The 24,884-nt window shown below is 32.4% G+C and carries 25 protein-coding genes; 9 read left to right on the plus strand and 16 right to left on the minus strand.

Features of this window, described 5'->3' with window-relative positions; translation table 11 throughout:
- Genes aroC through BKH44_RS02365 form a run of 5 tightly spaced genes read right to left on the minus strand, consistent with a single transcriptional unit; the run spans window position 1 to window position 4,091 of the window.
- The gene (gene aroC / locus BKH44_RS02345; RefSeq protein WP_095269695.1) at window positions 1-1,086 is read right to left on the minus strand and encodes a chorismate synthase; all 1,086 of its coding nucleotides are present in this window, start codon (window positions 1,084-1,086) and stop codon (window positions 1-3) included.
- A gap of 3 nt (window positions 1,087-1,089) precedes the next feature.
- Window positions 1,090-1,767, minus strand: a complete 678-nt coding sequence (gene rnc, locus BKH44_RS02350; protein WP_095269697.1) for a ribonuclease III — start codon at window positions 1,765-1,767, stop codon at window positions 1,090-1,092.
- Window positions 1,748-2,194 (minus strand): ribonuclease HI, encoded by a 447-nt coding sequence (gene rnhA / locus BKH44_RS02355; RefSeq protein WP_095269699.1) that lies wholly within the window; start codon window positions 2,192-2,194, stop codon window positions 1,748-1,750. The genes rnc and rnhA overlap by 20 nt, the downstream gene beginning before the upstream one ends.
- A complete protein-coding gene (locus BKH44_RS02360) occupies window positions 2,181-3,242 on the minus strand; it encodes a tetratricopeptide repeat protein (RefSeq protein ID WP_095269701.1) in 1,062 nt (353 codons plus the stop codon). Before BKH44_RS02360 ends, rnhA begins: the two co-directional genes overlap by 14 nt.
- Entirely contained in the window at window positions 3,243-4,091 is an 849-nt protein-coding gene (locus BKH44_RS02365; RefSeq protein ID WP_095269703.1) for a peptidylprolyl isomerase, read from the minus strand.
- Window positions 4,092-4,212: 121 nt separating this feature from the next.
- Between BKH44_RS02365 and BKH44_RS02370 the strand changes: the two genes are divergently transcribed.
- Together BKH44_RS02370 and BKH44_RS02375 are read left to right on the plus strand one after the other, a co-directional pair.
- Window positions 4,213-5,376 carry an MFS transporter gene (locus tag BKH44_RS02370; protein WP_095269705.1) on the plus strand — a complete coding sequence of 388 codons (1,164 nt, stop codon included), beginning with the start codon at window positions 4,213-4,215 and terminating at the stop codon, window positions 5,374-5,376.
- A gap of 29 nt (window positions 5,377-5,405) precedes the next feature.
- The gene (locus BKH44_RS02375) at window positions 5,406-6,665 is read left to right on the plus strand and encodes a DNA recombination protein RmuC (protein ID WP_095269707.1); all 1,260 of its coding nucleotides are present in this window, start codon (window positions 5,406-5,408) and stop codon (window positions 6,663-6,665) included.
- Window positions 6,666-6,676: 11 nt separating this feature from the next.
- Here the strand turns inward: BKH44_RS02375 and BKH44_RS02380 are convergent, their stop codons facing one another.
- From BKH44_RS02380 to BKH44_RS02390, 3 genes are read right to left on the minus strand one after another with little or no spacing between them, the layout of a single operon-like run.
- Window positions 6,677-7,537 (minus strand): outer membrane beta-barrel protein, encoded by an 861-nt coding sequence (locus tag BKH44_RS02380; RefSeq protein WP_095269709.1) that lies wholly within the window; start codon window positions 7,535-7,537, stop codon window positions 6,677-6,679.
- A 9-nt stretch (window positions 7,538-7,546) separates the two neighbouring features.
- Entirely contained in the window at window positions 7,547-8,527 is a 981-nt protein-coding gene (locus BKH44_RS02385) for a tRNA-dihydrouridine synthase (RefSeq protein WP_180674090.1), read from the minus strand.
- 54 nt (window positions 8,528-8,581) lie between these two features.
- Window positions 8,582-9,874, minus strand: coding sequence for a hypothetical protein (locus tag BKH44_RS02390; RefSeq protein ID WP_095269713.1), 1,293 nt, complete (start codon window positions 9,872-9,874; stop codon window positions 8,582-8,584).
- Between the two features lie 74 nt (window positions 9,875-9,948).
- On the opposite strand from BKH44_RS02390, the gene queC reads away from it, so the two are divergent.
- Window positions 9,949-10,632 (plus strand): 7-cyano-7-deazaguanine synthase QueC, encoded by a 684-nt coding sequence (queC, locus tag BKH44_RS02395; protein ID WP_095269715.1) that lies wholly within the window; start codon window positions 9,949-9,951, stop codon window positions 10,630-10,632.
- A 2-nt stretch (window positions 10,633-10,634) separates the two neighbouring features.
- Here the strand turns inward: queC and BKH44_RS08935 are convergent, their stop codons facing one another.
- Genes BKH44_RS08935 through BKH44_RS02405 form a run of 3 tightly spaced genes read right to left on the minus strand, consistent with a single transcriptional unit; the run spans window position 10,635 to window position 12,006 of the window.
- Window positions 10,635-10,886 (minus strand): HNH endonuclease signature motif containing protein, encoded by a 252-nt coding sequence (locus tag BKH44_RS08935; protein ID WP_257842570.1) that lies wholly within the window; start codon window positions 10,884-10,886, stop codon window positions 10,635-10,637.
- Window positions 10,868-11,215, minus strand: coding sequence for a hypothetical protein (locus tag BKH44_RS08940; RefSeq protein WP_257842571.1), 348 nt, complete (start codon window positions 11,213-11,215; stop codon window positions 10,868-10,870). Before BKH44_RS08940 ends, BKH44_RS08935 begins: the two co-directional genes overlap by 19 nt.
- Window positions 11,212-12,006 carry a site-specific DNA-methyltransferase gene (locus BKH44_RS02405; RefSeq protein ID WP_180674085.1) on the minus strand — a complete coding sequence of 265 codons (795 nt, stop codon included), beginning with the start codon at window positions 12,004-12,006 and terminating at the stop codon, window positions 11,212-11,214. Before BKH44_RS02405 ends, BKH44_RS08940 begins: the two co-directional genes overlap by 4 nt.
- Before the next feature lie 220 nt (window positions 12,007-12,226).
- Between BKH44_RS02405 and BKH44_RS02410 the strand changes: the two genes are divergently transcribed.
- Complete coding sequence (locus BKH44_RS02410) at window positions 12,227-13,510, plus strand: O-acetylhomoserine aminocarboxypropyltransferase/cysteine synthase family protein (protein WP_095269719.1); 1,284 nt, start codon at window positions 12,227-12,229, stop codon at window positions 13,508-13,510.
- Window position 13,511: 1 nt separating this feature from the next.
- On the opposite strand, the gene BKH44_RS02415 is transcribed toward BKH44_RS02410, so the two are convergent.
- Window positions 13,512-14,384 carry a fumarylacetoacetate hydrolase family protein gene (locus BKH44_RS02415; protein WP_095269720.1) on the minus strand — a complete coding sequence of 291 codons (873 nt, stop codon included), beginning with the start codon at window positions 14,382-14,384 and terminating at the stop codon, window positions 13,512-13,514.
- A gap of 62 nt (window positions 14,385-14,446) precedes the next feature.
- Between BKH44_RS02415 and BKH44_RS02420 the strand changes: the two genes are divergently transcribed.
- The gene (locus BKH44_RS02420; protein WP_095269722.1) at window positions 14,447-15,370 is read left to right on the plus strand and encodes an alpha/beta hydrolase; all 924 of its coding nucleotides are present in this window, start codon (window positions 14,447-14,449) and stop codon (window positions 15,368-15,370) included.
- Between the two features lie 28 nt (window positions 15,371-15,398).
- On the opposite strand, the gene BKH44_RS02425 is transcribed toward BKH44_RS02420, so the two are convergent.
- The 4 genes from BKH44_RS02425 to mobA all read right to left on the minus strand — a co-directional run bounded on the left by BKH44_RS02425 (window position 15,399) and on the right by mobA (window position 18,997).
- Window positions 15,399-16,169 (minus strand): R.Pab1 family restriction endonuclease, encoded by a 771-nt coding sequence (locus BKH44_RS02425; RefSeq protein WP_095269723.1) that lies wholly within the window; start codon window positions 16,167-16,169, stop codon window positions 15,399-15,401.
- Complete coding sequence (locus BKH44_RS02430) at window positions 16,159-17,280, minus strand: SAM-dependent methyltransferase (protein ID WP_095269725.1); 1,122 nt, start codon at window positions 17,278-17,280, stop codon at window positions 16,159-16,161. The genes BKH44_RS02425 and BKH44_RS02430 overlap by 11 nt, the downstream gene beginning before the upstream one ends.
- A gap of 75 nt (window positions 17,281-17,355) precedes the next feature.
- Window positions 17,356-18,423: a flagellar biosynthesis protein FlhB gene (gene flhB, locus BKH44_RS02435; RefSeq protein ID WP_095269726.1), complete on the minus strand. Its 1,068-nt coding sequence runs from the start codon at window positions 18,421-18,423 to the stop codon at window positions 17,356-17,358.
- Window positions 18,398-18,997, minus strand: coding sequence for a molybdenum cofactor guanylyltransferase MobA (gene mobA, locus BKH44_RS02440; protein ID WP_095269728.1), 600 nt, complete (start codon window positions 18,995-18,997; stop codon window positions 18,398-18,400). The genes flhB and mobA overlap by 26 nt, the downstream gene beginning before the upstream one ends.
- A 122-nt stretch (window positions 18,998-19,119) precedes the next feature.
- Here mobA and moaA point away from each other — a divergent pair, with 122 nt between their 5' ends.
- From moaA to BKH44_RS02460, 4 genes are all read left to right on the plus strand, one after another.
- Window positions 19,120-20,091, plus strand: coding sequence for a GTP 3',8-cyclase MoaA (moaA, locus tag BKH44_RS02445; protein ID WP_095269730.1), 972 nt, complete (start codon window positions 19,120-19,122; stop codon window positions 20,089-20,091).
- Between the two features lie 70 nt (window positions 20,092-20,161).
- Window positions 20,162-21,244, plus strand: coding sequence for an aminofutalosine synthase MqnE (mqnE, locus tag BKH44_RS02450; RefSeq protein WP_095269731.1), 1,083 nt, complete (start codon window positions 20,162-20,164; stop codon window positions 21,242-21,244).
- 256 nt (window positions 21,245-21,500) lie between these two features.
- Complete coding sequence (locus tag BKH44_RS02455; RefSeq protein WP_095269733.1) at window positions 21,501-23,372, plus strand: DUF1561 family protein; 1,872 nt, start codon at window positions 21,501-21,503, stop codon at window positions 23,370-23,372.
- A gap of 108 nt (window positions 23,373-23,480) precedes the next feature.
- On the plus strand, window positions 23,481-24,881 hold the full coding sequence (locus BKH44_RS02460; RefSeq protein ID WP_095269734.1) for a PhoH family protein: 1,401 nt from the start codon (window positions 23,481-23,483) through the stop codon (window positions 24,879-24,881).
- Window positions 24,882-24,884 lie beyond the last annotated feature (3 nt).

A 24,884-nucleotide genomic window follows, 5' to 3' on the forward strand; every position in this document is an offset into this window, starting at 1 on the left:
TCAATTATAGATTTTCTTAACATTCTCCATCCTAGCCCCCATATTCAACAAAATCATATCTGCCAAAATCAACGCTAACATGCTTTCACACACTACACTTCCTCTCACAGCAATACAAGGATCATGCCTGCCTTTGAGCATACAAATAGAATTTTTGCCATTCACATCAATAGTTTTTTGTTCCAAAAAAATACTCGGCGTTGGTTTGAAATGTACCTTCACACAAATTTCCCCACCACTACTAATCCCACCCAAAATCCCACCAGAATGATTGCTTAAAAATCCTTCCTCATCCATCAAATCATTATTCTGACTTCCTAAAAACTTTGAAGATTCTACACCATCTCCAATCTCAACTGCTTTTACGCCATTGAGTCCCATCATAGCAGCACCAATCGCCCCATCAAGCTTATGATATAAAGGTTCTCCTAACCCCATAAGCATGCCACCTTTTTGGTGTCTAGCTCTCAACAATGCTACCCCTCCAATACTATCATGAGATTTTTTTGCTTTCATGATAAGCATTTTTTGATCTTCTTCAATTCCTTTATCTAATGTAAAAATTTCACTTTGTTTAGCTTCATCAAAGTTTATCTTTTGAGCTTTTAGTCCTCCAATAGCATAAATACCACTTTCGCAAACTATCCCAATCTCCTTGAGTAACATTTTAGCAATCGCACCTGCAGCCACTCTAGCTACACTTTCGCGTGCAGAACTCCTTCCACCGCCTCTATAATCTCTAAATCCATACTTTTGATAGTAACTCCAATCAGCATGTCCGGGGCGAAAGATAGATTTAATATTCTCATAATCCTTGCTTTTTATATCTTTGTTCCTAATCAATAGCCCAATAGGTGCACCTGTACTCATTCCTTCAAAAATTCCACTCAAAATTTCTACAATATCTGCTTCTCTACGCTTCGTCGAATAACGATTCTTACCCCCTCTACGTCTATCAACTTCAGATTCAATTAATCCTTCATCTATCCTTAATCCTGCTGGCAGTCCATCAATAATACAACCAATACTATTGCCATGTGACTCGCCAAAAGTAGTGATCTTTAATCGCTCTCCAAATGTATTCATATATCAATCCTTAGTGAGTTTGATGTAAGCAATCTTGGCACAATTTTGTTGTGCATCCTTTTTACTTCCACCCTTAGCTCGAGCATATTCTTTGCCTTCAATAAACAATGTCATTTCAAATTCTTTATGATGATCTGGACCACTTTCATTCACTAATACATATTTTGGTATCTCAAAAAACTTAGCTTGAGTGATCTCTTGTAAAGCTGTTTTGTAATCCACAAATACACTTCCAAAATCCATATCCGGATAAACTTTTTCCAAAAGTCCATAAACAATCCCACGCACTCTCTCTAATCCGCTTTCCAAATACACAGCCCCCATCAAAGCTTCAAAAGCACTAGAAAGGATAGAAGGTTTATCCCTGCCATTATTGCTTTCTTCACTTTGTGAGATATGAAGATATTCACCCAGTCCAACAACTTGAGCTAATTTCATAAAACCTTTTTCATTCACAATGGCTGCACGCATCTTAGAAAGGCTGCCCTCTGCACTTTTTGGAAATTGACAAAATAAAAATTCACCAACCAACAAATCCAAAACCGCATCTCCAAGAAACTCAAGCCTCTCATTATTAGGATACTTTTTACAACTTTTATGGGTTAATGCTTCTAAAAAAAGATTTTTATCTTCAAAAATATAACCTATTGTTTCCTCAAGTTTAGTGGTTGGGATTATCATTATTTTCCTTTTTATATTTCAAAGCTTGGGCTTTAGCAATGCTATCACACCTTTCGTTTTCAATATGTCCATTATGCCCCTTTACCCAATAAGTTTCAATAATATGAGGTTTTGATATGGCTAAATATTCTTGCCATAAATCAATATTTTTAACATTTAAAAAATTTTTTTTTATCCAATCTTTTAACCAAATTCCAATCCCATCACAAACATACTTTGAGTCACTATATAAATGAATTTTACAAGGTTCTTTAAGGCATTTTAAAGATTCTATAACAGCCTTAAGTTCCATTCGATTGTTTGTACTCATTCCTTCACCTCCACTGATAATTTTTTCATTACCTTGGTATTGCAAAATAGCACAATACCCTCCAGGTCCAGGATTACCCAATGAAGATCCATCACAAAAAATCTTAATCAACTTCATTATTTTTAATGGCCCGCAATTTCAAGATGACATCCATAATACCTGTTTGCGAACAGCTTGGACAACGATAAGAATCAAAAGGAAAAATACGTTTACAGCTATGACAGCGGTATTCAAAATCAATATTACCCCTTAAATGCGAAGGACTAAAGTGTAAAACACGTAAAACTTCTAATTCAAAAATACTACATCCTTTCTCATCTTTAATATAACCCTTAGCACGATAAATATCTGAAATTGCTTTTGAGTTTTTAAGCATTTCAAAAGGTATCTCATCCTTACAAAAATCCCAAAGCAAATCAATAAAATTATCCACTGTTTTTAAAGAAAATATAAATTCCCAAAATAAAGCTTGATTATAAGTTTTGAGGTAATTCAATATGATCTTACTCAAATAAGGAGTTTTATATGCGAGATTCATTATTTGATTTTGTTTTTGCTCCAAAGAGAGAAAATTATCGTTTATAAGCATCATCAAATATAAATAATTTTTATTTTGTAGAATCTGAGTATCTTTTTCATCCAAATCAACCTCAAGTTCATCTAAACAATCTAAAACTTCTAATGCCTTTTTATACTCCCCCATACTCTCATAAGTACGCATAAGATAAGACAATGCACTTGAATTTCTTGGATAGCTTTTAAGGATTTCAATAAAAATCATTTTTGCTCGTTGTAAAAAACCTGCATCAAAATAAGTCACACCCAAAGCTTCTAAAATAGGTATTTTTTCTTTAGAATCAGTTGTTTTTTCTAAAATACTCAAATAAATTTTAATAGCCTGCTCACTATTACCGCTTTTAGCATAAGTTTGAGCTAAAAACATCAAAGTAGGTATTGGATTATTAGCTAAAGCTAAAAATTCAAGCACTCCATCACTAAGACCTGCATATTCATAAGATCTGGCAAGATTTTTTAAAGATTCTGAACGTTTCTTAGATCGATAACGATTCCTGCTATAGTCGGCTAATGCAATGATTGCAATGATTGCAATCAAGATTATGATTCCAAATAAAGGATCTCTATAGATAAAAGCAATATCTTTCATTTATTCTCTTATAATGTGGATATTAGCCTTTACCCTGATTTTTTCAAAATATTCATCTAATACCCTATCTTGTGAACTTTCAATTAACTTTTGTGCTATAAAACTTTTTGCTTGTTCAAAAGACACTTGAGTTTGTCCAATCTTGTCTTTGATAAAAAATGCTACATAACTACCCTCTCCAGCATTTAGCACAGGCGTAAAAGCCTCTTTTTTTGTTTGGATAAAAACTTGGGCTATTTGAGGATTTAGGGACTCTAAAGAAATTTTCTCCTCACCTTTTTCTACGCCTGAAACATTCATCATTGGATTTTCTATGGCTTTTTTGAGTGCTTGAGGATTTTTAGAAACAAAACGGATTGTTTCAACTTCTTTTGGGACACTGAATTCATTTTTATGCTTATTATAATAACTCCGCATTTCGGCTTCACCGGCTGTATTTGCATTAGAAAGTAAAATATTCCTCAAAAGCTCCTGCGTTTCTATCTGCTCTTTGAGTTGATCTTTATATTTACCAAAGTTGATACCCTGGCTTATGAGTGTACTCACAAAAGTATCTCTATCCATACCATTATGTTTGGCAATATTATCGATCTCTGCTTCTATTCTAGAATCATCAACGCGTATATTTAAACGTTTGATTTCCTGATCTTTTAGCCTTTGAGCAATCAGAACATCAATAGCTTTTTTCTTATCAATTTTGAGTTTTTTTTCTTCTTGGTCTATTTGATAAAGGGTAATAGGATCACCATTAACGGTGATAGCGATTCCACCTACAATATCACTTTTATTTTCTCCAGCAGCAAAACACGAAATACAAAACATTATAAAACCAATAAAAATCTTTTTCAAAATATTCCTTTCATTTATATTTTCTCATTTTAACATCAAAAACCTATATTTTAAATTTAGAATACACAAAATTTCCGATACAATCCAAATTTAAAATCTTTTGGATAAAATTGGATAAAATATGAAACCCAACACCTCTAACAAAGCTATTTTAGCACTAGCATTAAGCTCATTTTGTATGGGTGTAACAGAATTTATTGTCGCAGGGATTTTGCCTGATATTGCAAAATATTTCCATATTACCCAGCCCACTGCCGGTTGGCTGGTAACACTTTATGCTATTGGTGTTGTCATTGGGGCACCTTTACTTACCATCCCTCTAAGTCCATTGAATCGAAAATATCAGTTACTCATCAATCTAGGTGTATTTGCCATTGCTAATCTCATCATTGCTATCAGCAATAATTTTTATTTAAGCCTTTTTGCAAGGTTGGTTGCAGGCTTTATGCATGGAGTATTTTTTGTAATCGCTACCATTAGTGCGATAAAAGTTGCCAAAACAGGTAAAGAAAGTCAAGCCATAGCCGTAATGGTTTCAGGACTGACTATTGCTTTAGTCACAGGAGTGCCATTAGGGACTTTTATAGGACAAATTTTTGGATTTCAAGCAGTTTTCTTTCTGATTTTCATCCTGACAAGTATGGCTTTTTTGAGTGTTTTATTCATCATGCCAAATCATTTAAAAGGTTCTCCAACCAAAATAAAATATTTATTTTTAGCCCTAAAAATTCCACCCCTACTCAAATGCTATACAATTACTATATGCACTTGTGGAGCGGGATTTGTACTCTATACATATATTGCAGACTTATTGCTTAATGTCAGTGGATTTGAGAAAAAAATGATAGCTTTTGTCTTATTGTTATATGGAATTTGTGCCATCATAGGAAATTTAGTGGGTGGAAAACTTACTGATCTGAAAGGTTCAATCATGTCTTTACGCATCATCTTATTAGGACAAGTCATTGTATATGCCCTTGTAAGCTTGAGTGCTTATTCACAAACAATGGTTATTGTCAACCTTTGCCTGATGGGTTTTTTTGCCTTTGGTGGGATTTCTCCACTCAAAACACTTGCGATAATAAGTGCACAAAAATACACTCCTAACTTTACAGATAGCTCAATTAGTATCAATGAAGCTGCTTTTAATGTTGGTATTGCTTTAGCCTCTTTTATTGGTGGGTTAGTTTTTGCCCATTTGGGTATTATTTTTAACCCTATCTTTGCTGCAATTTTTGCATTACCAGCATTAATAATTGTATTAAAAAATTCACGCACAATTTGACAAATTATCAAGGAGATAACTTTTAACCAATGCTATCTATCATCTCATTTATTTTACTCATCGTCATTGTTTTATTTTTAGGGCTTTACACTCTGAGTTTAAAATCCAAAGCCACAAAACTTCAAAATGAAATCATCATACAAAAAAATCATTATGAATCCAAGCTTCTAACTTCTGAAGAAAAATTTACATATTCATTACAAAACCTACAATACCAAAACAATACACAAAAAGACTATTATGAAAAATGTCTCTTGGATGAAAGAGAAAAACTACAATCCTTAAAAATTGAACTCAAAGATACTGAAAAAATTAAAAAAGAGCTCAAATTAGAATTTGAAAATCTCAGTCAAAAAATCCTTAAAAACAAAACACAAGATTTTGAAAAAACACAGCTACAAACCCTTGCACCACTTCAAAAAGAAATCAAAGATTTCAAAGATGCTTTTGAAACACTAAAAAATGAACAAACCAAAGAAAGAACTGGATTGCTCACAGAAATCAGACTCTTAAAAGAACTCAATGAAACTATTTCTAAAGAAGCTACCAATCTAACAAAAGCCCTCAAAGGAGAAAGCAAAACTAGAGGGAATTGGGGTGAAATGATCTTAGAATCCTTATTAGAAAAAAATGGATTCATAGAAGGACAAAATTACCATAAACAAGTCCACTTTAAAGATGAAGATTCTAACAAATCCTACCAGCCTGATATTATTATTGATCTACCTGAGAAGAGGATGATTGTCATTGATGCCAAACTAAATCTAAATGCTTATGATGCACTCATTGCTTCAGAAACCAAAGAAGACATTCAAAAAAATACAAGAATGCTTTTGGCAAATATTTACACTCATTTTAATGAATTAGGTAAGAAAAAATACCATTTATTCACCAAAGGTGAAAGTCCAGATTTTACAATTATGTTTATCCCAATAGAAGGGGCTTTTATTGAGGCAATGCGTGCAGATCATGATTTATTCAACAAAGCTTATAACCTAAGGATAGTCATCACTTCCCCAAGCACACTAATGTCAATCCTAATGACTATCGCCAACCTTTGGAAAAATGAAGAAATTGACAAGGATTATCGCAATATAATTGCTAAACTTGAAACACTTAAAGATAAAATGCTCACTTTCTGTAACCATATGAATGAGATAGGTAAGAGCATTCAAACACTTCAAAATCGCTATGAAATTGCTAATAAATCTCTTCAAATTGGCAAAGGCAATATTATAGATAGGATCAAAAAAATTCAAGATTCTGAGTTAAAAATGATTGAAGAATAAATTATTTATCTTCAGAACAAATAAACATAACTGATACGCCATTCTTTGTTCCTGGTGATATCAAAATTTTGTCTCAAAAGTTGTTGTTTCCAAGGATCTGGATCTCCAAAATCATACCAATTTTGAGCATTCAAACTATAATAAGGTATTTTCAAACCAACATTGATACGATTATGCCTACCAATATAAATTGATCCTCCTAGATTGACAAAAAAGCCACTCCCTGAAGCATAAAATTTTTCATTTTTCCCAATGGTTTGATTCTGCCAAGAATGGCTTATTAAAGCTGAGTATTCTACACCACCACCAGCATAAACTCCAAGCTTAAAAAAAGGCATTTTACTCCAAAATAATTGCACAAGATTGTCAATTGGAAGATTCAAGAAAAAATCAAGATTAAGGCTATAAGACATCCATATTCCATTGTCAAAAAGTTGATTTTGAGGATCTGGTACTGGTTGCATTGGAACAGAGCCAATAGTTGGAGTAGTGGCATCTTTCATACCTGTAATAGTCGTAAAATGAGTATCCCTAGCAGGCTGATTGCTTACACTTGTTGGTATAAGATTACCTAAAGTAACACTAGCATATTCAACACTCCCATAAATACGCAATCCTGTAATATAATACTTATCAAAAAATGCTTCATCTCCAAGCATAGCAAAAAAGGAATTATTTGCTTGACCTTGATAAGCCCCACTTGTCTTATTCCCAATACATGTCCCACCTACGCAGCTTGAATTATCTTTGGTAGTTTGTTGCCAAAAATCACTCTGATATCTAGTCCCTAAACCAGCACCAAATCCGGCAAAAATATTATCTTGCACTCCAAAAAGAGGTAAAGCAATTAGGAATAAAAAAAAAAGCCTCATTTTTAATCCTCACACACTTTTTTTATTCAATTCAACCAATAAAGGCAAGTCCGTTTCAAAAATACCTTCATCAAAAAAATTACCAATTTCTTCACGCATTTGTTCTGAAGAAACCATTGCATTGACTCGTGTCCTAAATTCACTAGCATTACTATGACCTTTAGCATAAGCGTGAAGATTTTTGCGAAACATCACCACTCCTCTTTCTCCATAAAAATCCACCATTGCATCAAAATGTTCTAAAACAAGTTCTTTTTTAATGACTACAGGGATTGCATCTGTATTATTTTTGATTTGCCAGAATATCCAAGGACTACTCAAAGCTGCCCTCCCTATCATAAGACCATTAGCACCTGTGATTTCAAGCACTTTTTTTGCCTTTTTTGCACTATCAATCTCACCATTAGCAACTAAAGGTATTTTTAAAATCTTACGCATTTGAGCAATGCTTTGATAATCAATTCTATCTTTTTTGTAGCCATCATTACGCGTACGTCCGTGTACAACAACAAAATCTACTGGAGCATCATTGAGAGCAGAAGCAATTTCATTAGGGATTTTCTTATCAAAACCAAGCCTAACTTTTACACTCGTATAAGGCTTATTTGTAGTTTCTTTGATAATTTTTAACATTTTGACCAACTGAGAAAGGTCTTTTAATAGACCACTTCCATTACCATGATTGGCTACTTTTGGAGCTGGACAACCACAATTAAAATCTATAATATCAATACCTTCTTCTTCATTAAGTACTTCAACAGCTCTTTTCAAAATATCTTCTTTTGAACCTGAAATTTGAACAGAATATGGATATTCAGCTGGAGATTTCTGAACCATTTTTAATGTCTTTTGATTGGCATAGACCAAAGCATGTGAACTTATCATTTCACTTACTGTTACATCAACGCCAAACTTCTTCACTACTTTTCGGAATGGAAGATCGGTGTACCCAGCCAAAGGTGCCAACATCAACAAATTGTCAAAATCTATTTGCATTATCATACCCTACTTATATATCGCCCAATTATAACATATTTGATTTTTTTATCCATATTGTCTATCCATTCCAAGCAGTCCTTTTGCAAACTTTTTAAGCTCATCTTGACGATTTGAAATTTTTTCATCAATGATAGCTTCAAGCATAGCTTCAAGCATAATACCTATTTTTTTTCTTGGCACTCCAATCTCTTTGAGATGATATCCATTAATAGCTAAATCTTTAAGGCTAAATGGTTCATTTTTTTGGATAATTTCTTCAAGCATAATACCTATTTTTTTTATTTTTATGATTCCTTGTGGTTTACCCTCACTTTTATATTGTGCAGATTTTATTCCCAACAAGACTTTAAATCTTTGTTGACCCAAAATATTCAAATATTTTTTTATCCAACTTTTTTCTTCAACAAATTCAATTGGAATATGCCTGATAAGTTCAAAGATAGTCTTTTGGGTTTTTTTATCAAAATATAATTGTGCTAAAATCTCATCAGATCTTTGGAGTGTAATTTGTGATTCATAAATCAAAATAGCTATACGAGGGATAAATTCTTGTGGACAAAAAGCAATAGCCTGTAAAATTTTTTCTTTATCGTGGATTATTCGCTCAAATATATTATTTTCACCACTCCATGCAAAACCAATAATCTCTATATATTCACGCAATACATCTCCTGCCCATTTGCCACAAAGTATACCTTTGATTTCTTCTCTGATACGTTCTTTGGAAATAAATTTTAATAATTTTTTATGCGACCAAATAGCCTTTTTGGTTAGTGTATCAATCTCAAATCCAAACCTTGAAGCAAACCTCAAAGCCCTCAATATCCTAAGAGCATCTTCTTTGAATCTCTCATTAGGATTACCCACGGCTTTAATAATCTTATTTTTCAAATCATTTTTTCCATCAAAAGGATCAAAAATCCCAATATCAGGATGATAAGCCATTGCATTTATCGTAAAATCGCGTCTATAAAGATCATCTTTGAGATTGGAAACAAAAAAAACTTCTTTAGGTCTTCGATGCTTAATATACTCTCCATCAATACGATAAGTAGTGATCTCATATATTTTTTTGCCTATAAGGGCACTGATGGTTCCATGTTTGATTCCAGTAGGAATGACTTGTATTTTAAGAGGCTCAAGCACTCTTCTTATAGATTCTGGCTTAGCAGAAGTGGCAATATCCCAATCTTTAGGATACAAAGGTGAAAATTCATCAAATTGTTCTTTTAGTAAACTATCACGTACACACCCACCAACAACAAATGCCTCAAAATCAGCCTTCTGTAATGCTTCAATGATAACCCTAACTTCTAAGGGTAAAGCAATCTCAAACACTACTTATCCTTTTGTTATCCTTAAAAATTCTTGTATTATATCAAAGTTATTCATTCAATTTATAAGGACAAAAAATGGGACAAAAAATCGTAGTAAGTTTTAGTGGTGGGCAAGATAGCACAACTGTAGCTGCTTGGGCAAAGGAAAAATTTGATGAAGTTGTATTGATTGGCTTTGATTATGATCAAAAGCATAAAATTGAACTTGATCAAGCAAAAATCATCGCTCAAAAACTTTCCTTGCCCTTCCATATCATCCCTATAAAATTTTTTGACCAAATTACAGTATCTGCCTTATTGCAAAATAGTGAAAAAAATGTTAATGATCCTTACGAACAAAATCCTAGCCTGCCCTCTTCTTTTGTGCCTAATAGGAATGCTCTTTTTACGACTATTGCCCATAGTTTCGCACAAAAAATCCAAGCTCAAAATTTAGCATTGGGGGTGTCCCAAGAGGACTATAGTGGCTATCCTGATTGCAGAGAAGATTTTATACAATCAATTGAAAAGACACTCAATAAAGGATCGGATACAAATATTAAAATCCACACCCCTTTAATGCACATAGATAAAGCCAAAGAATTTGCCTTAGCAAAACAACTAGGTATCCTAGAGATCATCCTAACAGATACTCACACTTGCTATAATGGAGTGAGAGGGACTCAGCATATTTGGGGCTATGGTTGTGGGGAATGTAATTCCTGCATATTAAGAAAAAATGCCTATGACAAATTTAGGCATTCAGAGCAAAAAGACTAAATTCATTTCTTCCACTTAATATGACCATTTATATTATGTTTTTCGTATAGCCCCAATACTTCCTCAATAAAATCAACAAGTTTATTTTCACCTTCACGCTTTGCTTCTTCAAGTATTCTAACAAAGATCTTTTTCCCAGTTTCTGTCTGTTTTAGATTTTTCTTCAAAAAATTATGCATTGCACATAGAGTTTGACCATTCTCTAATGTTGCCTTACCACCCAAATCTTTTGGCTTTACATGATCAACATGCACTCCACCCCTTCTTTTTTACCCATGCCACATATAACACATTTATACCCATCACGTTCTAAAATTTGTTTCCTTAATTGTGGGTAAAAATCTTCCAAATCATCTCTTAAAATAAAATTTGGTTCATAACGATAAACACCTTTCTTTACTTTTATCAAATAACCTCTTTGATGCAAGCTTCTAATCCCTCTATCAACATCCCTAAAAACCTTTCGTGTTTTCTCTTTGTATTCATTGCTTATCCAATCAACTGCTTGAGGATGAGAAATATCTTGGTTAGGATATTTTTTAAAATACTCTAATATAAAATCTAATTGTCTAGGCTCTTTCACAACAATTCCTTTTCTTTATTGACAATATCTAAGAATCTTTTTTTAGCCAACTGACAATAATTTTGATCTATATCAATACCAATAAACTCTCTGTGGTTTAAAAAAGCTTCAATCATTGTAGTGCCACTTCCACAAAAAGGATCAAGTACAATATCATCAACATAACTAAAAAGCTTGATACATCTTTTTGGGAGTTCTCTTGGAAAAGGAGCAGGATGCCCTATTCTTTTTTTGCTCTCGCCATTAAAAGTCCATAAACCATTTGTCCAAGATATAAACTCATCTTTTGAAATATCTGATATTTTGCTTCCATTTGTTTTTTTCCAATTTTTTTTATAAAAAATTATTATCAACTCAACAGGAGCAATCACACAAGGTGCAGAAGCAGAAATCCAAGACCCCCAAGCTGTCCTGCGAGAAATATTACCCTCATTCCAAACAATAGTACTACGATAAAGCCAACCTGCTTCCTTAGCAATTCTAGTTATATCAGCACCAACACTTTGCACACCATTTTTATTCTTGTCCAATGGGATATTCAACAAAAAACGACTTTCATCTTTTGCCCAATAAAAACAATTTTCAATCCATTGTCTTGAAAATTCAAGATATTTTCCATAAGCATTGTTGTCATTACTTGAATTATAATCAATGCCTACATTGTAGGGAGGAGAAGTTACAATCAAATCAACACAATCAGGAGGCAATATTGTTTTTTTCAAAACATCATCATTAATTAAATAAGTTTTTTTCTCATAATTGAATGCAATATTTTGCGAATTTATATTCATATAACTCCTAATCATCTATAAAATCTCTATCTGAAGAATAATATCAAATTGAAACATATTATCCAATACCTAGAATCCATAAAACACATATTGTATTTGTTTATTTTTGTAACATATCAAAAATTTTTATTCATTAAATATATAAAACACATATTGTATTTAAAATTATTTTGATAGATTTTCTTTGTTGCAACACAAATTCATTTTAAAAGGATTCACAATGAAAAATAAATCATTTGCACCTGAAACTTTAGCGATTCATCAAGGATATGAAAGAGACACTCAAAAAACAATGAATGTGCCAATTTATCAAAGCACTGCTTATGCTTTTGATAGTTCACAACAAGCAGGAGCTAGATTTGCACTCCAAGAATTAGGCAATATTTATTCTCGCCTTACCAATCCAACTAATGAAGTTTTGGAAAAACGTCTTGCTGCACTTGAAGGTGGAGCAAGCGGCGTAGTTACTGCAAGCGGCTCAGCAGCTATTTTTTATGCCATCATTAATCTTGCATCTACAGGTGATAACATCATAGTAGCAGACAAAATATATGGGGGTTCAGCCAATTTATTCACCCATACGCTCAAAACTTTTGGGATAGAAGCAAGGGTATTTTGTATTGATGATGTCAATACGCTTGAACCACTCATTGATAACAAAACTAAAGCTATCTTTTTTGAAAGTTTGAGTAACCCTCAAATCGCTATAGCTCCTATTGAGGAAATTACAAAAATAGCCAAAAAATACAATATCATAACAATATGCGATAACACAGTTGCCACTCCGATTCTATGCAATCCAATTTCGTGGGGAGTCGATGTAGTTGTCCATAGTTTAAGCAAATATGCAAGTGGTCAAGGTAGCACAATATCAGGAGCTATTATTGATAGGGATGGTTTGAAAGATATTATCAAAGACAATCCTAGATATCCACAATTCAATACCCCTGATCCTAGTTATCACGGACTGATCTATGCTGATGTCCCCTTGCCTATTTTCAACCTCAGGGTCCGCACAGCTTTGCTTAGAGATATAGGTGCAACACTCAGTCCATTCAATGCTTGGCTAGTCATACAAGGACTTGAAACCCTAAAAATTCGTATCCACGAACACAGCAATAATGCATTAAAAATTGCTAATTTTCTAAAATCTCATCCAAAGGTTCATTCTGTAAATTACCCTGCCTTAGAGGAAAATCCTTATTTTGCACGATCCCAGAAATATCTCAAAGACGGATTATGCAGCGGACTTATAAGCTTTGAAATAAATGGGGATTTTGAATCGACTAAAAAAATATGCAACAATACGGAGATTTTTAGTATCGTAGTCAATATAGGGGATACAAAATCACTCATTGTCCACCCTGCTTCCACAACACATTCTCAACTCAGTCCGGAAGACTTGATTAAAGTTGGCATTTTACCTAATACAATCCGCTTGAGTGTAGGGTTGGAAAATGCATCTGATTTGATCTCAGACCTTAAAAGTGCCCTGGAATCTTGATTCATTCAAAAATCACATTCTTTAAAGACCCTATTCCTTCAATATAACACTCTACCTCATCCCCATTTTTGAGGAACAAAGGTGGGGTAAAACCCATACCAACTCCTGCAGGAGTACCCATTGAAATAATACTGCCTGCCTTAAGCAGCATTCCCCGGCTTAATTCTTCAATCACATACCCAATATCAAAAATAAGCAAATCTGTAGAGCTTTGTTGACGCAATTCCTTATTAACATAAGAAGAAATCTTTAAAATCGGAGGGATACTAAACTCATCTTTAGACACGATCCAAGGACCCATTGGCATTGAACCCTCTAAACTTTTGCCAAAATACCATTGTTTATGTTTGAGTTGCACATCTCTAGCACTAATGTCATTGATGATTGTATAGCCAAATACATAATCGAAAGCTTGTTCTTTTTTCACATGCCAAGCATCTTTACCAATAATAACCCCTAATTCTACTTCATAATCTAATTGTTTTGTGATATCACTATGGAGTGGGACTTTTCCACCATCGCCGACAGCCTCATTCACACGTTTTCCAAAATAAACAGCTTCTTCTCGTCTGCCTTCAAATTCTTCTTTTTTAAATTTTGCAGATTCTTTTGCGTGATCTATATAATTGATCCCCAAACAAATTACCTCTTGCCTAGGATGAGGGATTGGAGCAACTTTAATAATATCATCTAAGTAAATATTCCCTTCTTTATGTTGAAATTCTTCTTCTAATTGAGGCTTAATATTATCCCATTTCAAAATCAGACTTTCCATAGAATCAATTGATAAACCCAAAACTTTTTGACCACTTTTGTCCAAAATACCGACTTCATAAGGAGAATTTTGTGTTTTTTTGAAAGTAAGAATCTTCATCATCAGTCCTTTTGTTATAATACATTGTTTTTATTATATAGCAATCAAAATGGAATAAACAAATGAAAATAATAAAAAATTTGACTTTCAAAAGCGATTTACTCAAAATTACCTATGATTGTTATATACCCCAAGAATCTAATGGCATTGTCATACAAATTGCACACGGAATGATTGAACATAAAGGCAGGTATGAATGGTTGTGCAAATCTTTTGCAAAAAAAGGTTATATTATTTTTATCAACGATCATAGAGGACATGGCGATAGCTTCAATAACAAAATCCCTCTAGGAGAAATGGGTAAAAATGGATTTGAAAAAGCAGTAGATGATATGTTCACCCTTAGAAATATCATCTCCAAAGAATACCCTTCTAGTAAGGTTGTCTTATTGGGTCATAGTATGGGTTCTTTATTGGCTAGAAGATTCCTACAGCTTTATGAAAACCAATTAGATGCCCTCATCCTATCAGGCACACCTTCTCCAAATCTATTTTTAGGCTTTGGTAGTTTTTTATTCAGAGTCGCAGATAAATTAGGAATACATTCAAGTCCAAAAATTGGCGATATACTTTCTTTTAATACTAAATTTAAGCTATTTACCAAAAATAAAGATATGATTAAAGGCTATTGGTCTTGTAGTGATGAGTCTGTGGTTAGAGAATATTTGAGTGATATTAAATGCCAATTTCGTTTCAGTACAAATAGTTTTGCTAATCTCTTATCAGGGATGAAAAAAGTTTTTTCCACATACCCTAAAAAACCTCAAAATCCACAATTACCAATATTGTTTGTAAGTGGGGATGAAGATATTTGTGGAGATTTTTCCAAAGGTGTCCAAACAGCCTATCAACATATCCGCTCACAAGGTTATGAAAACACTGCAATCAAGATTTATGAAAAAATAAGGCATGAGGTTTTTAATGAAATAAATAAAGAAGAAATTTTTGCAGATACTATGAGTTGGCTGGAAACACAAAATCTATAGACCATAATTGAGAATCACTCTTAAAAATTTATATCTTATAAATGATTTTTAAAATCTCCACTATATCACGATTGTGTGCATAGCTTAAGATTCCAAAAATCCTAAATAAGCCCAACAATAGATTCTTGTGATTATCATTCAACACCAAATAAGCAAATTCTTTTTTCTCTGCACACCTACCTAGAAGTTGAGTATTATTTTTTGCAATCAACTCCGTAATAGGGAAACAAACATAAATCATTGGCTGGATGCCAATAGCTCTTTGTTTTTCTTTCATAATGATTTCGACTAAAATATCAAACCTTTCAAACTGATGTACCAATAAAGGATATTTCACTTCACTGCAATAAAAATCAATTCCAAGAACCTTCTTATTTTTTGGATGAGTCCTTAAGATTTCAAAGTCTGCATTAGAATCTAAAAAATCATTCATTCTAAGATTATTCAAAAATTCCATTAAGTCTGATATTTCATTATTATTGACAATTCCCCATTTTTTAAAATAATATAAATATTCACTCAATTCATAAAGAGATTTTAATTCCTTGTTTGATCCGATAAATTCTGTATCCTGCAAAGTTGTAAGACCTATTTTTTCTTTATCTTTTTTAACCACATCATAACCAATCATCCATTCAATATAATGCTTTTGGCTAAAGATGTGTTTTCTTGTAGCAACGGGCAATCCATATTCATAAAAACTGTTCCTAATTTTTACCCTTATTTTTCCATGTTGAGCAGTGAGTGGCATATCAATATAAATTTTTTTATTTGATTCCTCTAGTTTATCAATCCTCATAATGATCCCTTAAAAGATTTTTAAAATAATCCATTACCTTACTATTTAAAATTTTTGTTTGGGATGACTTGATAAATTCATCCTCTAATTTCAAAAATCCATCATAATCAATCATAACATCACAATTCCCAAAATAATAAGGAATATGACTGATGATTTGTTTGAACACATCTACAAAACAATAAAGACTATATTTTGATTTTGGGATATAGACTGCATTATTGCAATCTTTAGTAATGAAAGTCTTAGAACGTCTTAGGGCATTAATATCACGCATAGTATAAAACATCGCTACTTTTTGTGATGATAAAACCTTATTTTTATTAGGATATTTATCAATATAATTAGAAATAAAATCAAAATCATTCAATCTGAATGATTTATTTTCTATAGTTTTAAATGTATGATTTTTAATATAATCAAAGTCCATTCCTTCATTATCTCTTTTATAAAGAGCAATCAAGATAGGGAAAAAACTTAAAGAATTTGGACAAAATACTTCTGAACTTATGATAAGCGAATCCACAAGGATATAATTTTTATAAAATTTTTTCATAGATTTAAAATTGGATTCTTTGATCAAATACGAAAGAGGATGTAAAATACAAATAAAATCAGCACATAAATGTGCAAATGACAACAAAAAACTTATCCCCAAATCTCTATGTTTGAGGTCAATATCAACCAAATCAAAATCCTGATTTTTTATATGACTTTTTATAATTGAAGTTTTATCATTATATGGTGGATTGCCTACAATAATTATTTTATCAGATTCTTTAATATTGAATTTTTCTCTTTTGAGATTAAAAAGAGAATTGCCCACCAAAAACAATGGGGATTTTTTAAAATTTTTAAAATTATCCTTAGCTATTTCAATAGCTTTTTTATCAATATCAGCTCCAATTTTTTTATCAAAATCTAAAGGAGTTTTTAAAAAATTTCCATACCCACAAGATGTGTCTAAAAGGATAAAATCTCTAATATCAAAATTTTGATTCAATATTTGCTTTAAAACCATATCATAAACAATTTCAACGATAAAAGTTGGGGTATAAAAACTCCCTAAATCAACAGTTTGTTTTTCATCTAAATGAGATTGAGATATCATATATTCTCTTTATTAAACCGAGTTATTCTTAAGTCTTTATTTTACAATCTTTAGTCATCAATACTAAATCATAAATCATAAAAATTTCTTTCCTTTTTCTTGCTGGATTTTTGCTACTTGTGCAAATATGATCGCTACAGCTTCAAATAAAGTTCTAGGAATTGGTTCATCAATGTCTACTTCTTTGTATAAAGTCCTAGCAAGCTTTGGATTTTCTATGATTTCTATCTCATGCTCTCTAGCAACGGCTTTAATACGAATAGCAAGATGATCAATGCCTTTAGCTACAACAACTGGCGCAGGATCATTTTCTCCAAAACGCAATGCAATTGCATAATGAGTGGGATTAGTAACCACAACATTTGCATTTGGAATGGCACTCATCATTTTGCTCATTGAATTTTTTAACATCATTTGACGGATTTTAGATCGGACTTCAGGATTTCCTTCTTGTTGCTTATATTCATCTTTTACTTCTTGCTTGCTCATTCGGAGTGATTTGATATATTGTCGCCTTTTGATGATAAAATCCACTATTGCCATGATAAAAAACAAAAGCAATAATACCCCTACAAGGATAAAAACCTTATTACGAAACCACAACATTTGATCAAAAACACTAAACATAGCAATATGCTGTAGCTCTTTTAAAAATACCAAAAATACCAAAAATCCTACTCCAAAAGCCAAAAAAACCTTCAGAGTAATCAACCCTCCATCTAAGAGTTTTTTTAGAGAAAAAATATTTTTTATACCACTGATAGGATTGATTTTGCTCAATTTTGGACGGAGTGCTTTTGTACTCAACAAAAATCCAAACTGAGCTATGTTGCCTATAACTCCAGCAATTACTAATACCAAAAAAATCGGTAGAATTATCACCAAAACATTCCCTAATAATCCTAAAAGCATATCAAAAATATTTTCTCGGGTAAAATCCATTTGTATCCACTTCAAAGACTCAATATATATCTTTTCAAATGCACCTAACCAAAATGGAAACAGCACCACGATGCTTAAAAACCCTGTCAAAAGACCTATAATACCTACTACTTCAGGACTCTTAGCTACATTCCCTTCTTCTCTAGCTTTTTGGATTTTATGTGAAGATGGGGCTTCAGTTTTTTGTTCTTCTCCAGCCATTTTTCTCCTTTAGCAAATCTAGGGCTTTTATATAGTCTTGTGGGGTATTGAGATTAAAAAACTCATCTTCATCTTCAAAATAGACATAACCAATATCCATAACTTTGACTAAATCTCCTATTTTATACAAATGATTTTCCAAAGCTTTGGTTACAAAAGAAACACTACTGCGATCCCATAATCCAATGAGATAATGTGATTTTCCACTCGTACAAGCACAGACTATATCACATTTTTTTTCAAAATAACACAACACCTCAATACTACATATTTTTACAAAAGGCGTATCTGTGGTAATGAAAAATATTTGTTCAGATTTAGAATTTTTAAAAGCATTCTCAATCCCTATAAGCGGAGAAAATATTTTATCTTTTTCATATAAAAAATGAGCTTTTATATCAAAATCACTCTTATCTTTTGTGGATATAAACACATTTTTAAAAATATGGCTCATTTTTTGATATTGATATTTGATTAAACTCTCTTCATTCCCAAAAGGCAATAAAGCTTTATTCCTACCCATTCTAGAACTTTTTCCTCCTGCAAGTATCACACAATCTACATTTTCAATCATAGTATATCCTTCGCTATAGAATCTTTTGATTTAATAAAATTTATTGTATGATGATAATATTTAAAGACTTATTTGCAATCAAATTCAGAGCGTTATATAAATTTTTATATCACAGGTAGAAAATGCTTACAGACACTTTTGGAAGAAAAATTGATTATATTCGTGTATCCCTTACCAAACAATGCAATTTTAGATGTCAATATTGTATGCCAAATACACCAATGGAATCTTATGAAGACAAAAATGATGTCCCACTAGAAAATGTTTTAGAATTTTTAAAAGTAGCCATTGATGAAGGTATAAAAAAAATCCGAATCACAGGCGGAGAACCTTTACTCAGAAAAAATATTGATAAATTCATTGCCTCTATCCATTCTTATGCTCCTCATATTGAAATTGCCCTCACTACTAATGCTTTTTTACTCAAAAAATATGCTGCTTCACTTAAAAATTCAGGACTCAATAGTGTAAATATTTCTTTAGATTCTCTCCAAAAAGATAGGGTAGTAAAAATATCAAAGAAAGATGCTTTAAACTCTATCCTTTTAGGTATCCAAGCTGCTATAGAATCCGGATTAAAAATCAAACTCAATATGGTTCCCCTCAGAGGAATCAATGCTGATGAAATCATCCCAATGCTAGATTTTGCCAAAGAAAAATCCATAATGTTACGCTATATTGAATACATGGAAAACATCCATGCCAAAGACGGTTTAGTAGGGCTTAGAGAGGATGAAATCCTTTGGACTATTCAAAAAAAATATAGCTTAAAACAAATCCAAAAAGAAATCTCTGGTCCTGCAAAAATCTATCAGACTTCAGAAAATCAGACCTTTGGAATCATTGCTCCACACAATGATGATTTTTGTAAGAGTTGCAATCGTATCCGATTAACTTCTGAAGGTACAATATGCCCTTGTCTGTACTATCAGGATTCAATAAGCATCAAAGAAGCAATGCTAACTAAAGACAAATACAAAATGAAAAAAATTCTTCTTCAATCCATCATCAATAAACCAGAAAAAAATAACTGGAAAGAAGAAATAACGTCTAATGAAATCTCTGCTAGAGCTTTTTTTCACACTGGAGGATAAATTTTAACTTACTATTTTTGTGATACAATAATTCAAACATCAAACTTAAATAGTCAAAAAAGGAATCATAATGGATCTCTTAGAAAGAGTTCTCAAAGGAGATAATCTGAATGCAAGCGAACTATCCAAGCTATATGAATACGACATTTTTACACTAGGCAAAGCTGCTGATAGTATCCGCAAGAAAAAATACCAAAATAAAGTCTTTTTTAATATGAATCGACATATCAATCCAAGCAATATTTGTGCTGATGTGTGCAAATTTTGTGCATTTTCAGCAGGAAGAAAAAATCCTAACACTTATGAAATGAGTATTGATGAAATCCTTTCTCAAGCCATTGCATCTTATAAACGTGGGGCTAAAGAAGTCCATATTGTCAGTGCCCATAATCCTAATTATACCTATAACTGGTATTTAGACCTCTTTTCAGAAGTCAAAAAAGCCATCCCTGATATTCATTTAAAAGCAATGACAGCTGCTGAAGTAGATTATTTGGACAGGAGATTTAATTTAGGATATCAAAAAATCCTTGAAGATATCGCAAAAGCTGGTGTAAATTCGATGCCTGGAGGTGGAGCAGAAATTTTTGATGAAAAAGTTAGGAAACATATCTGCAATGGTAAGGTAAATTCTCAACGTTGGATAGAAATTCATAATTATTGGCATTCTTTAGGGAAAATGAGTAATTGTACAATGTTATTTGGACATATTGAAAATCGTGAAAATCGCATAGATCATATGCTCAGGATAAAAAATGCTCAGCAAGATACTAATATAGTTGAAGATAAAAAAGGTGGTTTCAATGCATTTATTCCTCTGCTTTATCAAAAACAAAATAATTACCTCAAAGTAGAACAATTCCCTAGTGGTCAAGAAATTTTAAAGACCATTAGTATTTCTAGGATTGTTTTGGATAATGTCCCTCATATAAAAGCCTATTGGGCTACATTAAGTATGAATCTCGCCTTAGTTGCTCAAGAATTTGGAGCTGATGATATGGATGGGACAATTGAAGCAGAATCGATCCAATCAGCAGGTGGAGCAAAAAGTAAATCCGGAATGGGCAAAGATGAAATGGTTTCTCAGATTAAAAATGCAGGCTTTAAGGCAATAGAAAGAGATAGCTTATATAATGAACTTCAAGAGTGGTGATCTATGATTAAGTATATTTTAGATTTTATGTACTCACACCAAGTTGTTACAAATTGTAAATGGCAAAATTAAAAAAATCTTAATTAGCAACCCATACTCTACTATATAAAAATTATTTTTTGATAAAATATATTTAATTATCTTTGATAGAAAAATTTCAACTTTGAAGATAAAACTTAAATGCTTTCGTAATTAATTAAAGCTTACAAAAATATAAAGTAAGAATAATAATTATAGCTAATAAAAGGGTTTCCTAATGATAAAAATATTATCAACATTACTAATGTCGTTCTTCTTAAGCATTCAATTCTCTCATGCAGATACACCTGCTTCAATCATACAAAAACCTACTGACAAACCTAAAGACAGACAAATAAAAATAAAAGTCCATGATGGTGGGATTTTTTGTTATGCTCCCGTATTCAGCGGAGGAGAATCTTATATCCAAATTCAAGGCTGCTCAGAACAAGAAACGATAGCAGCTCGTTATGATGTATTCCAAAGGATAAGCTACAATATTGATGATACATGGCTTTGTATCACTGCACCTGAAAATGTCATCAAGGCAGAAGCTCAATGGGACTATGTCCACCTTAGACCATGTACAGTAAATGATGTCAATCAACGTTGGATAGTAAAAGACAATGCTTTTTGGACTGCAGATGGTATGTATCGTCTTAAAGACTATGAATGGTATGGTTATATTTCAAGGAACTCTAAAGATAATTACAATCATACTTTAGATGTTTCAATGAAAGAATGGTTAAACACAATCGCTACTCCTGGAAATCTTACAATACAAACTTCTCTTGGATGGGATTTGGACTCTGATCGTTATTTTATTAAAAATAATTCGTCAAGTAAAAATACTACTGATCTTTACTATAATGTCGAAAATGGTCATATTGCTCAATATAATATTATCAGTGGAAATCTCTATTGTATGGCTTCAGATATTGGAAAAAATAATTGGGACTGGATTACTTGGGAACTATGTAATGACAAACCATCAAAAAAAGAAAATAACCCTAAATTTTGGGATATTTCATTCATAGGGGATGATGGAGGGGTAATCCGTGATTTTGAAGGCAATGTTTTGAGAGTATCAAGATATGGAACTAACTGGGGTGTCCCCTATAGTGTAAAACCTAATTATCTAAAAACAGACACTTCTAAAAGCCCTATTTCACTTTTTATTATTGAAAAAGATTTGCGAGATTGGTCACGATATATTAATGGTAATCTTGGAGATAATCTACAATATTGTCCTGCACCTGGTTTTGAGAAAAAAATTACAAAAAAAAGAGTTATTAGGGAATTGCCTCATGATTTTGTCCTTGATGAATCTTGGATAAGACGTTTGTATGATATAGCTGTTTCAAGCAATTACAGATCTGAACTGCAAGGAAGGTGCGGGATTTGTTTCCTACAAAGCCTACAAATGATTGCTGAGCTTCAAGAACACAATGGACAAGGACCCTTACAAAGGACAGGATATTTCTTTGACACAATGCCTGGTGTGAATCCTTTTATTTCATTTAGAAATCGCTTCCCGCTCTTGCATGATAGTATTTCAGAAATATTTGATTGGTACCCACCCATACACCCAGCAGAAACACCTATGAGCATTCTGAGAAGGTCATTTTCTGCAGTGGCAATATCAATGCTACCTCAATACGAATTGATACCTTCAAACATAGCCTATAACCAATCAGATATACTTGCTGAATTGGGTGTGCTTTTAAATTCATCTCCTGGCAGTTTATGGATAGCAGCTTTCAGTCAAATCCTCCCAGATGGAAGGACAAATGGTCATGCAGTACCAATTATTAGAACTACACAAGGTTTAGTCATCTTACAAGCAAATGTGAATATCACTTTAGCACGATACAGAGAACTTGCTCAACCAACTACTGACTTGCAAACTGTCTTAAGTAATTTGGCTCTTCCACGAGCAAGGATAACAACTTTCTTTACTTACCATGTCACAACATTACCTCAAAATAGATTTGATATGATTGTTTCTAATAACAATTGCACAGGCGATGGCGACGACAGAAGAGGAACACTATCATTCCCTTCATCAGCTTCTATTAATCAATGTAAAAGCGGAAGGTGTGCTTGGTAAAATTTTTCAGATAAAACTTACTCAAAGTCTATAAATAAAAAGGCTTGAGTAATTATTATTTTCAAAACTTGCTAAAATTAGCTTATAAAATCAAAGCAAAGAGTATTGATGACAAAAAAATCTTATCTTTTAGATACTTCTATTATTCTTGATGATATAGAAAATATCCTGCATCTATATCAAAATGGTCAAAATCATCTCTTTATCAGTGACATTGTAATAGAAGAACTAGACAAGAAAAAAGAACTTCAGAATGAGACGGGTTATTTTGCTCGTGAATTTTTTCGATGTATTAACAGCGATCAAGTTGTTAAAAAACCTTCCAAAATCCGAAAAATAGAAGGTGATTTTTTCAAAGAAGTGATTTTTTCAAAAAATCCTTACAATATTCCTATCACATTAATTTACCGCCAAAAATACAAGACGCCACAAACTCAACACTCGCTTAATGACAGCAAAATAGCAGAAATTGCTAATGACTATGGATTTGTCCTCTTAAGCAATGATATTTCTTTAAAAATCCGTTCTCTTGCAAGAGGCATTAAAGCACAATCGCTCTTTCGAGACCGTGTCGAAAATCCAAATGATATTGATTTTTGGCATCATTTCAATATCCACAAAAATGAGGATTTTAATTCACTCAAAAAAGATAAAAATTTTTCAAAATTAAAAAGCTGGAGCCTTATAGAGATAAATCAACAAGACAACACTGATAGCTCACTTTATTTTACAGGGAAAAAACATTTTGGCATCAAAATAGATGAGGATTTTGAAGAACTCAAACTAGATGAGATCCTAGAAAATACTGATCCTTATATCAAACCCATCAATTTAGAACAAAAAATGCTCTACACGATGCTTATTCATCCAAAAAACTCAATCACTATTGCGACTGGCTCTACTGGTAGTGGTAAAACCCTCATCGCACTCCAAGCAGGTATTTATTTAGTCAAAAAAGGCATTGTAGATGGTATTATCTATATACGCAACACAGTAACTGCAACCGATAGAGAATCTGAATTAGGATTCCGCAAAGGAGATGAAACACAAAAACTTAGTTATTTTATGTATCCCCTCTATAGTGCAATCAATTTTACTATCAATAAACTCCAAGAACAATCTTTGTCTAAAAAAATTGAATATCACGGGGATGTGAATACTATTGAAAAGAGAGACGCAACCGAATATTTTTTAAAAAAACACAATATTGAAATTATTGATATTGCTCATGCAAGAGGAATCACTATAGGAAAAAAATTTGTGATATTTGATGAAGTGCAAAATGCTTCAAATGCTACAGTCAAACTCATTGGTACACGTATTGGAGAAGAAAGCAGGATTGTATTTCTTGGGGATTGGGCACAAATTGATCATCCTTATTTAAGTAAATTTCGCAATGGTGCAGTCAGTCTTTTACAAAAAGCCTTGAAGGATAATATTTTAGCAGGTATACAGCTCAGACAAACCATAAGAAGTGATATTGCTGCTTATTTTGGAGAAAGCTTTTAATAT

Source organism: Helicobacter sp. 13S00477-4 (assembly GCF_002272785.1).
Classification (GTDB): Bacteria; Campylobacterota; Campylobacteria; order Campylobacterales; family Helicobacteraceae; genus Helicobacter_J.

Bases quoted from the DNA above. Each gene is read 5' to 3' on its own strand.
- BKH44_RS02405 (WP_180674085.1), bottom strand. From the start codon at position 12,006: ATGAATATAAATTCGCAAAATATTGCATTCAATTATGAGAAAAAAACT.
- BKH44_RS02425 (WP_095269723.1), bottom strand. From the start codon at position 16,169: ATGAGGATTGATAAACTAGAGGAATCAAATAAAAAAATTTATATTGAT.
- BKH44_RS02370 (WP_095269705.1), top strand. From the start codon at position 4,213: ATGAAACCCAACACCTCTAACAAAGCTATTTTAGCACTAGCATTAAGC.
- BKH44_RS02415 (WP_095269720.1), bottom strand. From the start codon at position 14,384: ATGAAGATTCTTACTTTCAAAAAAACACAAAATTCTCCTTATGAAGTC.
- BKH44_RS02420 (WP_095269722.1), top strand. From the start codon at position 14,447: ATGAAAATAATAAAAAATTTGACTTTCAAAAGCGATTTACTCAAAATT.
- mqnE (WP_095269731.1), top strand. From the start codon at position 20,162: ATGGATCTCTTAGAAAGAGTTCTCAAAGGAGATAATCTGAATGCAAGC.
- queC (WP_095269715.1), top strand. From the start codon at position 9,949: ATGGGACAAAAAATCGTAGTAAGTTTTAGTGGTGGGCAAGATAGCACA.
- flhB (WP_095269726.1), bottom strand. From the start codon at position 18,423: ATGGCTGGAGAAGAACAAAAAACTGAAGCCCCATCTTCACATAAAATC.
- BKH44_RS02455 (WP_095269733.1), top strand. From the start codon at position 21,501: ATGATAAAAATATTATCAACATTACTAATGTCGTTCTTCTTAAGCATT.
- BKH44_RS02430 (WP_095269725.1), bottom strand. From the start codon at position 17,280: ATGATATCTCAATCTCATTTAGATGAAAAACAAACTGTTGATTTAGGG.
- BKH44_RS02460 (WP_095269734.1), top strand. From the start codon at position 23,481: ATGACAAAAAAATCTTATCTTTTAGATACTTCTATTATTCTTGATGAT.
- rnhA (WP_095269699.1), bottom strand. From the start codon at position 2,194: ATGAAGTTGATTAAGATTTTTTGTGATGGATCTTCATTGGGTAATCCT.
- rnc (WP_095269697.1), bottom strand. From the start codon at position 1,767: ATGATAATCCCAACCACTAAACTTGAGGAAACAATAGGTTATATTTTT.
- BKH44_RS02380 (WP_095269709.1), bottom strand. From the start codon at position 7,537: ATGAGGCTTTTTTTTTTATTCCTAATTGCTTTACCTCTTTTTGGAGTG.
- BKH44_RS02360 (WP_095269701.1), bottom strand. From the start codon at position 3,242: ATGAAAGATATTGCTTTTATCTATAGAGATCCTTTATTTGGAATCATA.
- aroC (WP_095269695.1), bottom strand. From the start codon at position 1,086: ATGAATACATTTGGAGAGCGATTAAAGATCACTACTTTTGGCGAGTCA.
- moaA (WP_095269730.1), top strand. From the start codon at position 19,120: ATGCTTACAGACACTTTTGGAAGAAAAATTGATTATATTCGTGTATCC.
- mobA (WP_095269728.1), bottom strand. From the start codon at position 18,997: ATGATTGAAAATGTAGATTGTGTGATACTTGCAGGAGGAAAAAGTTCT.
- BKH44_RS02410 (WP_095269719.1), top strand. From the start codon at position 12,227: ATGAAAAATAAATCATTTGCACCTGAAACTTTAGCGATTCATCAAGGA.
- BKH44_RS02375 (WP_095269707.1), top strand. From the start codon at position 5,406: ATGCTATCTATCATCTCATTTATTTTACTCATCGTCATTGTTTTATTT.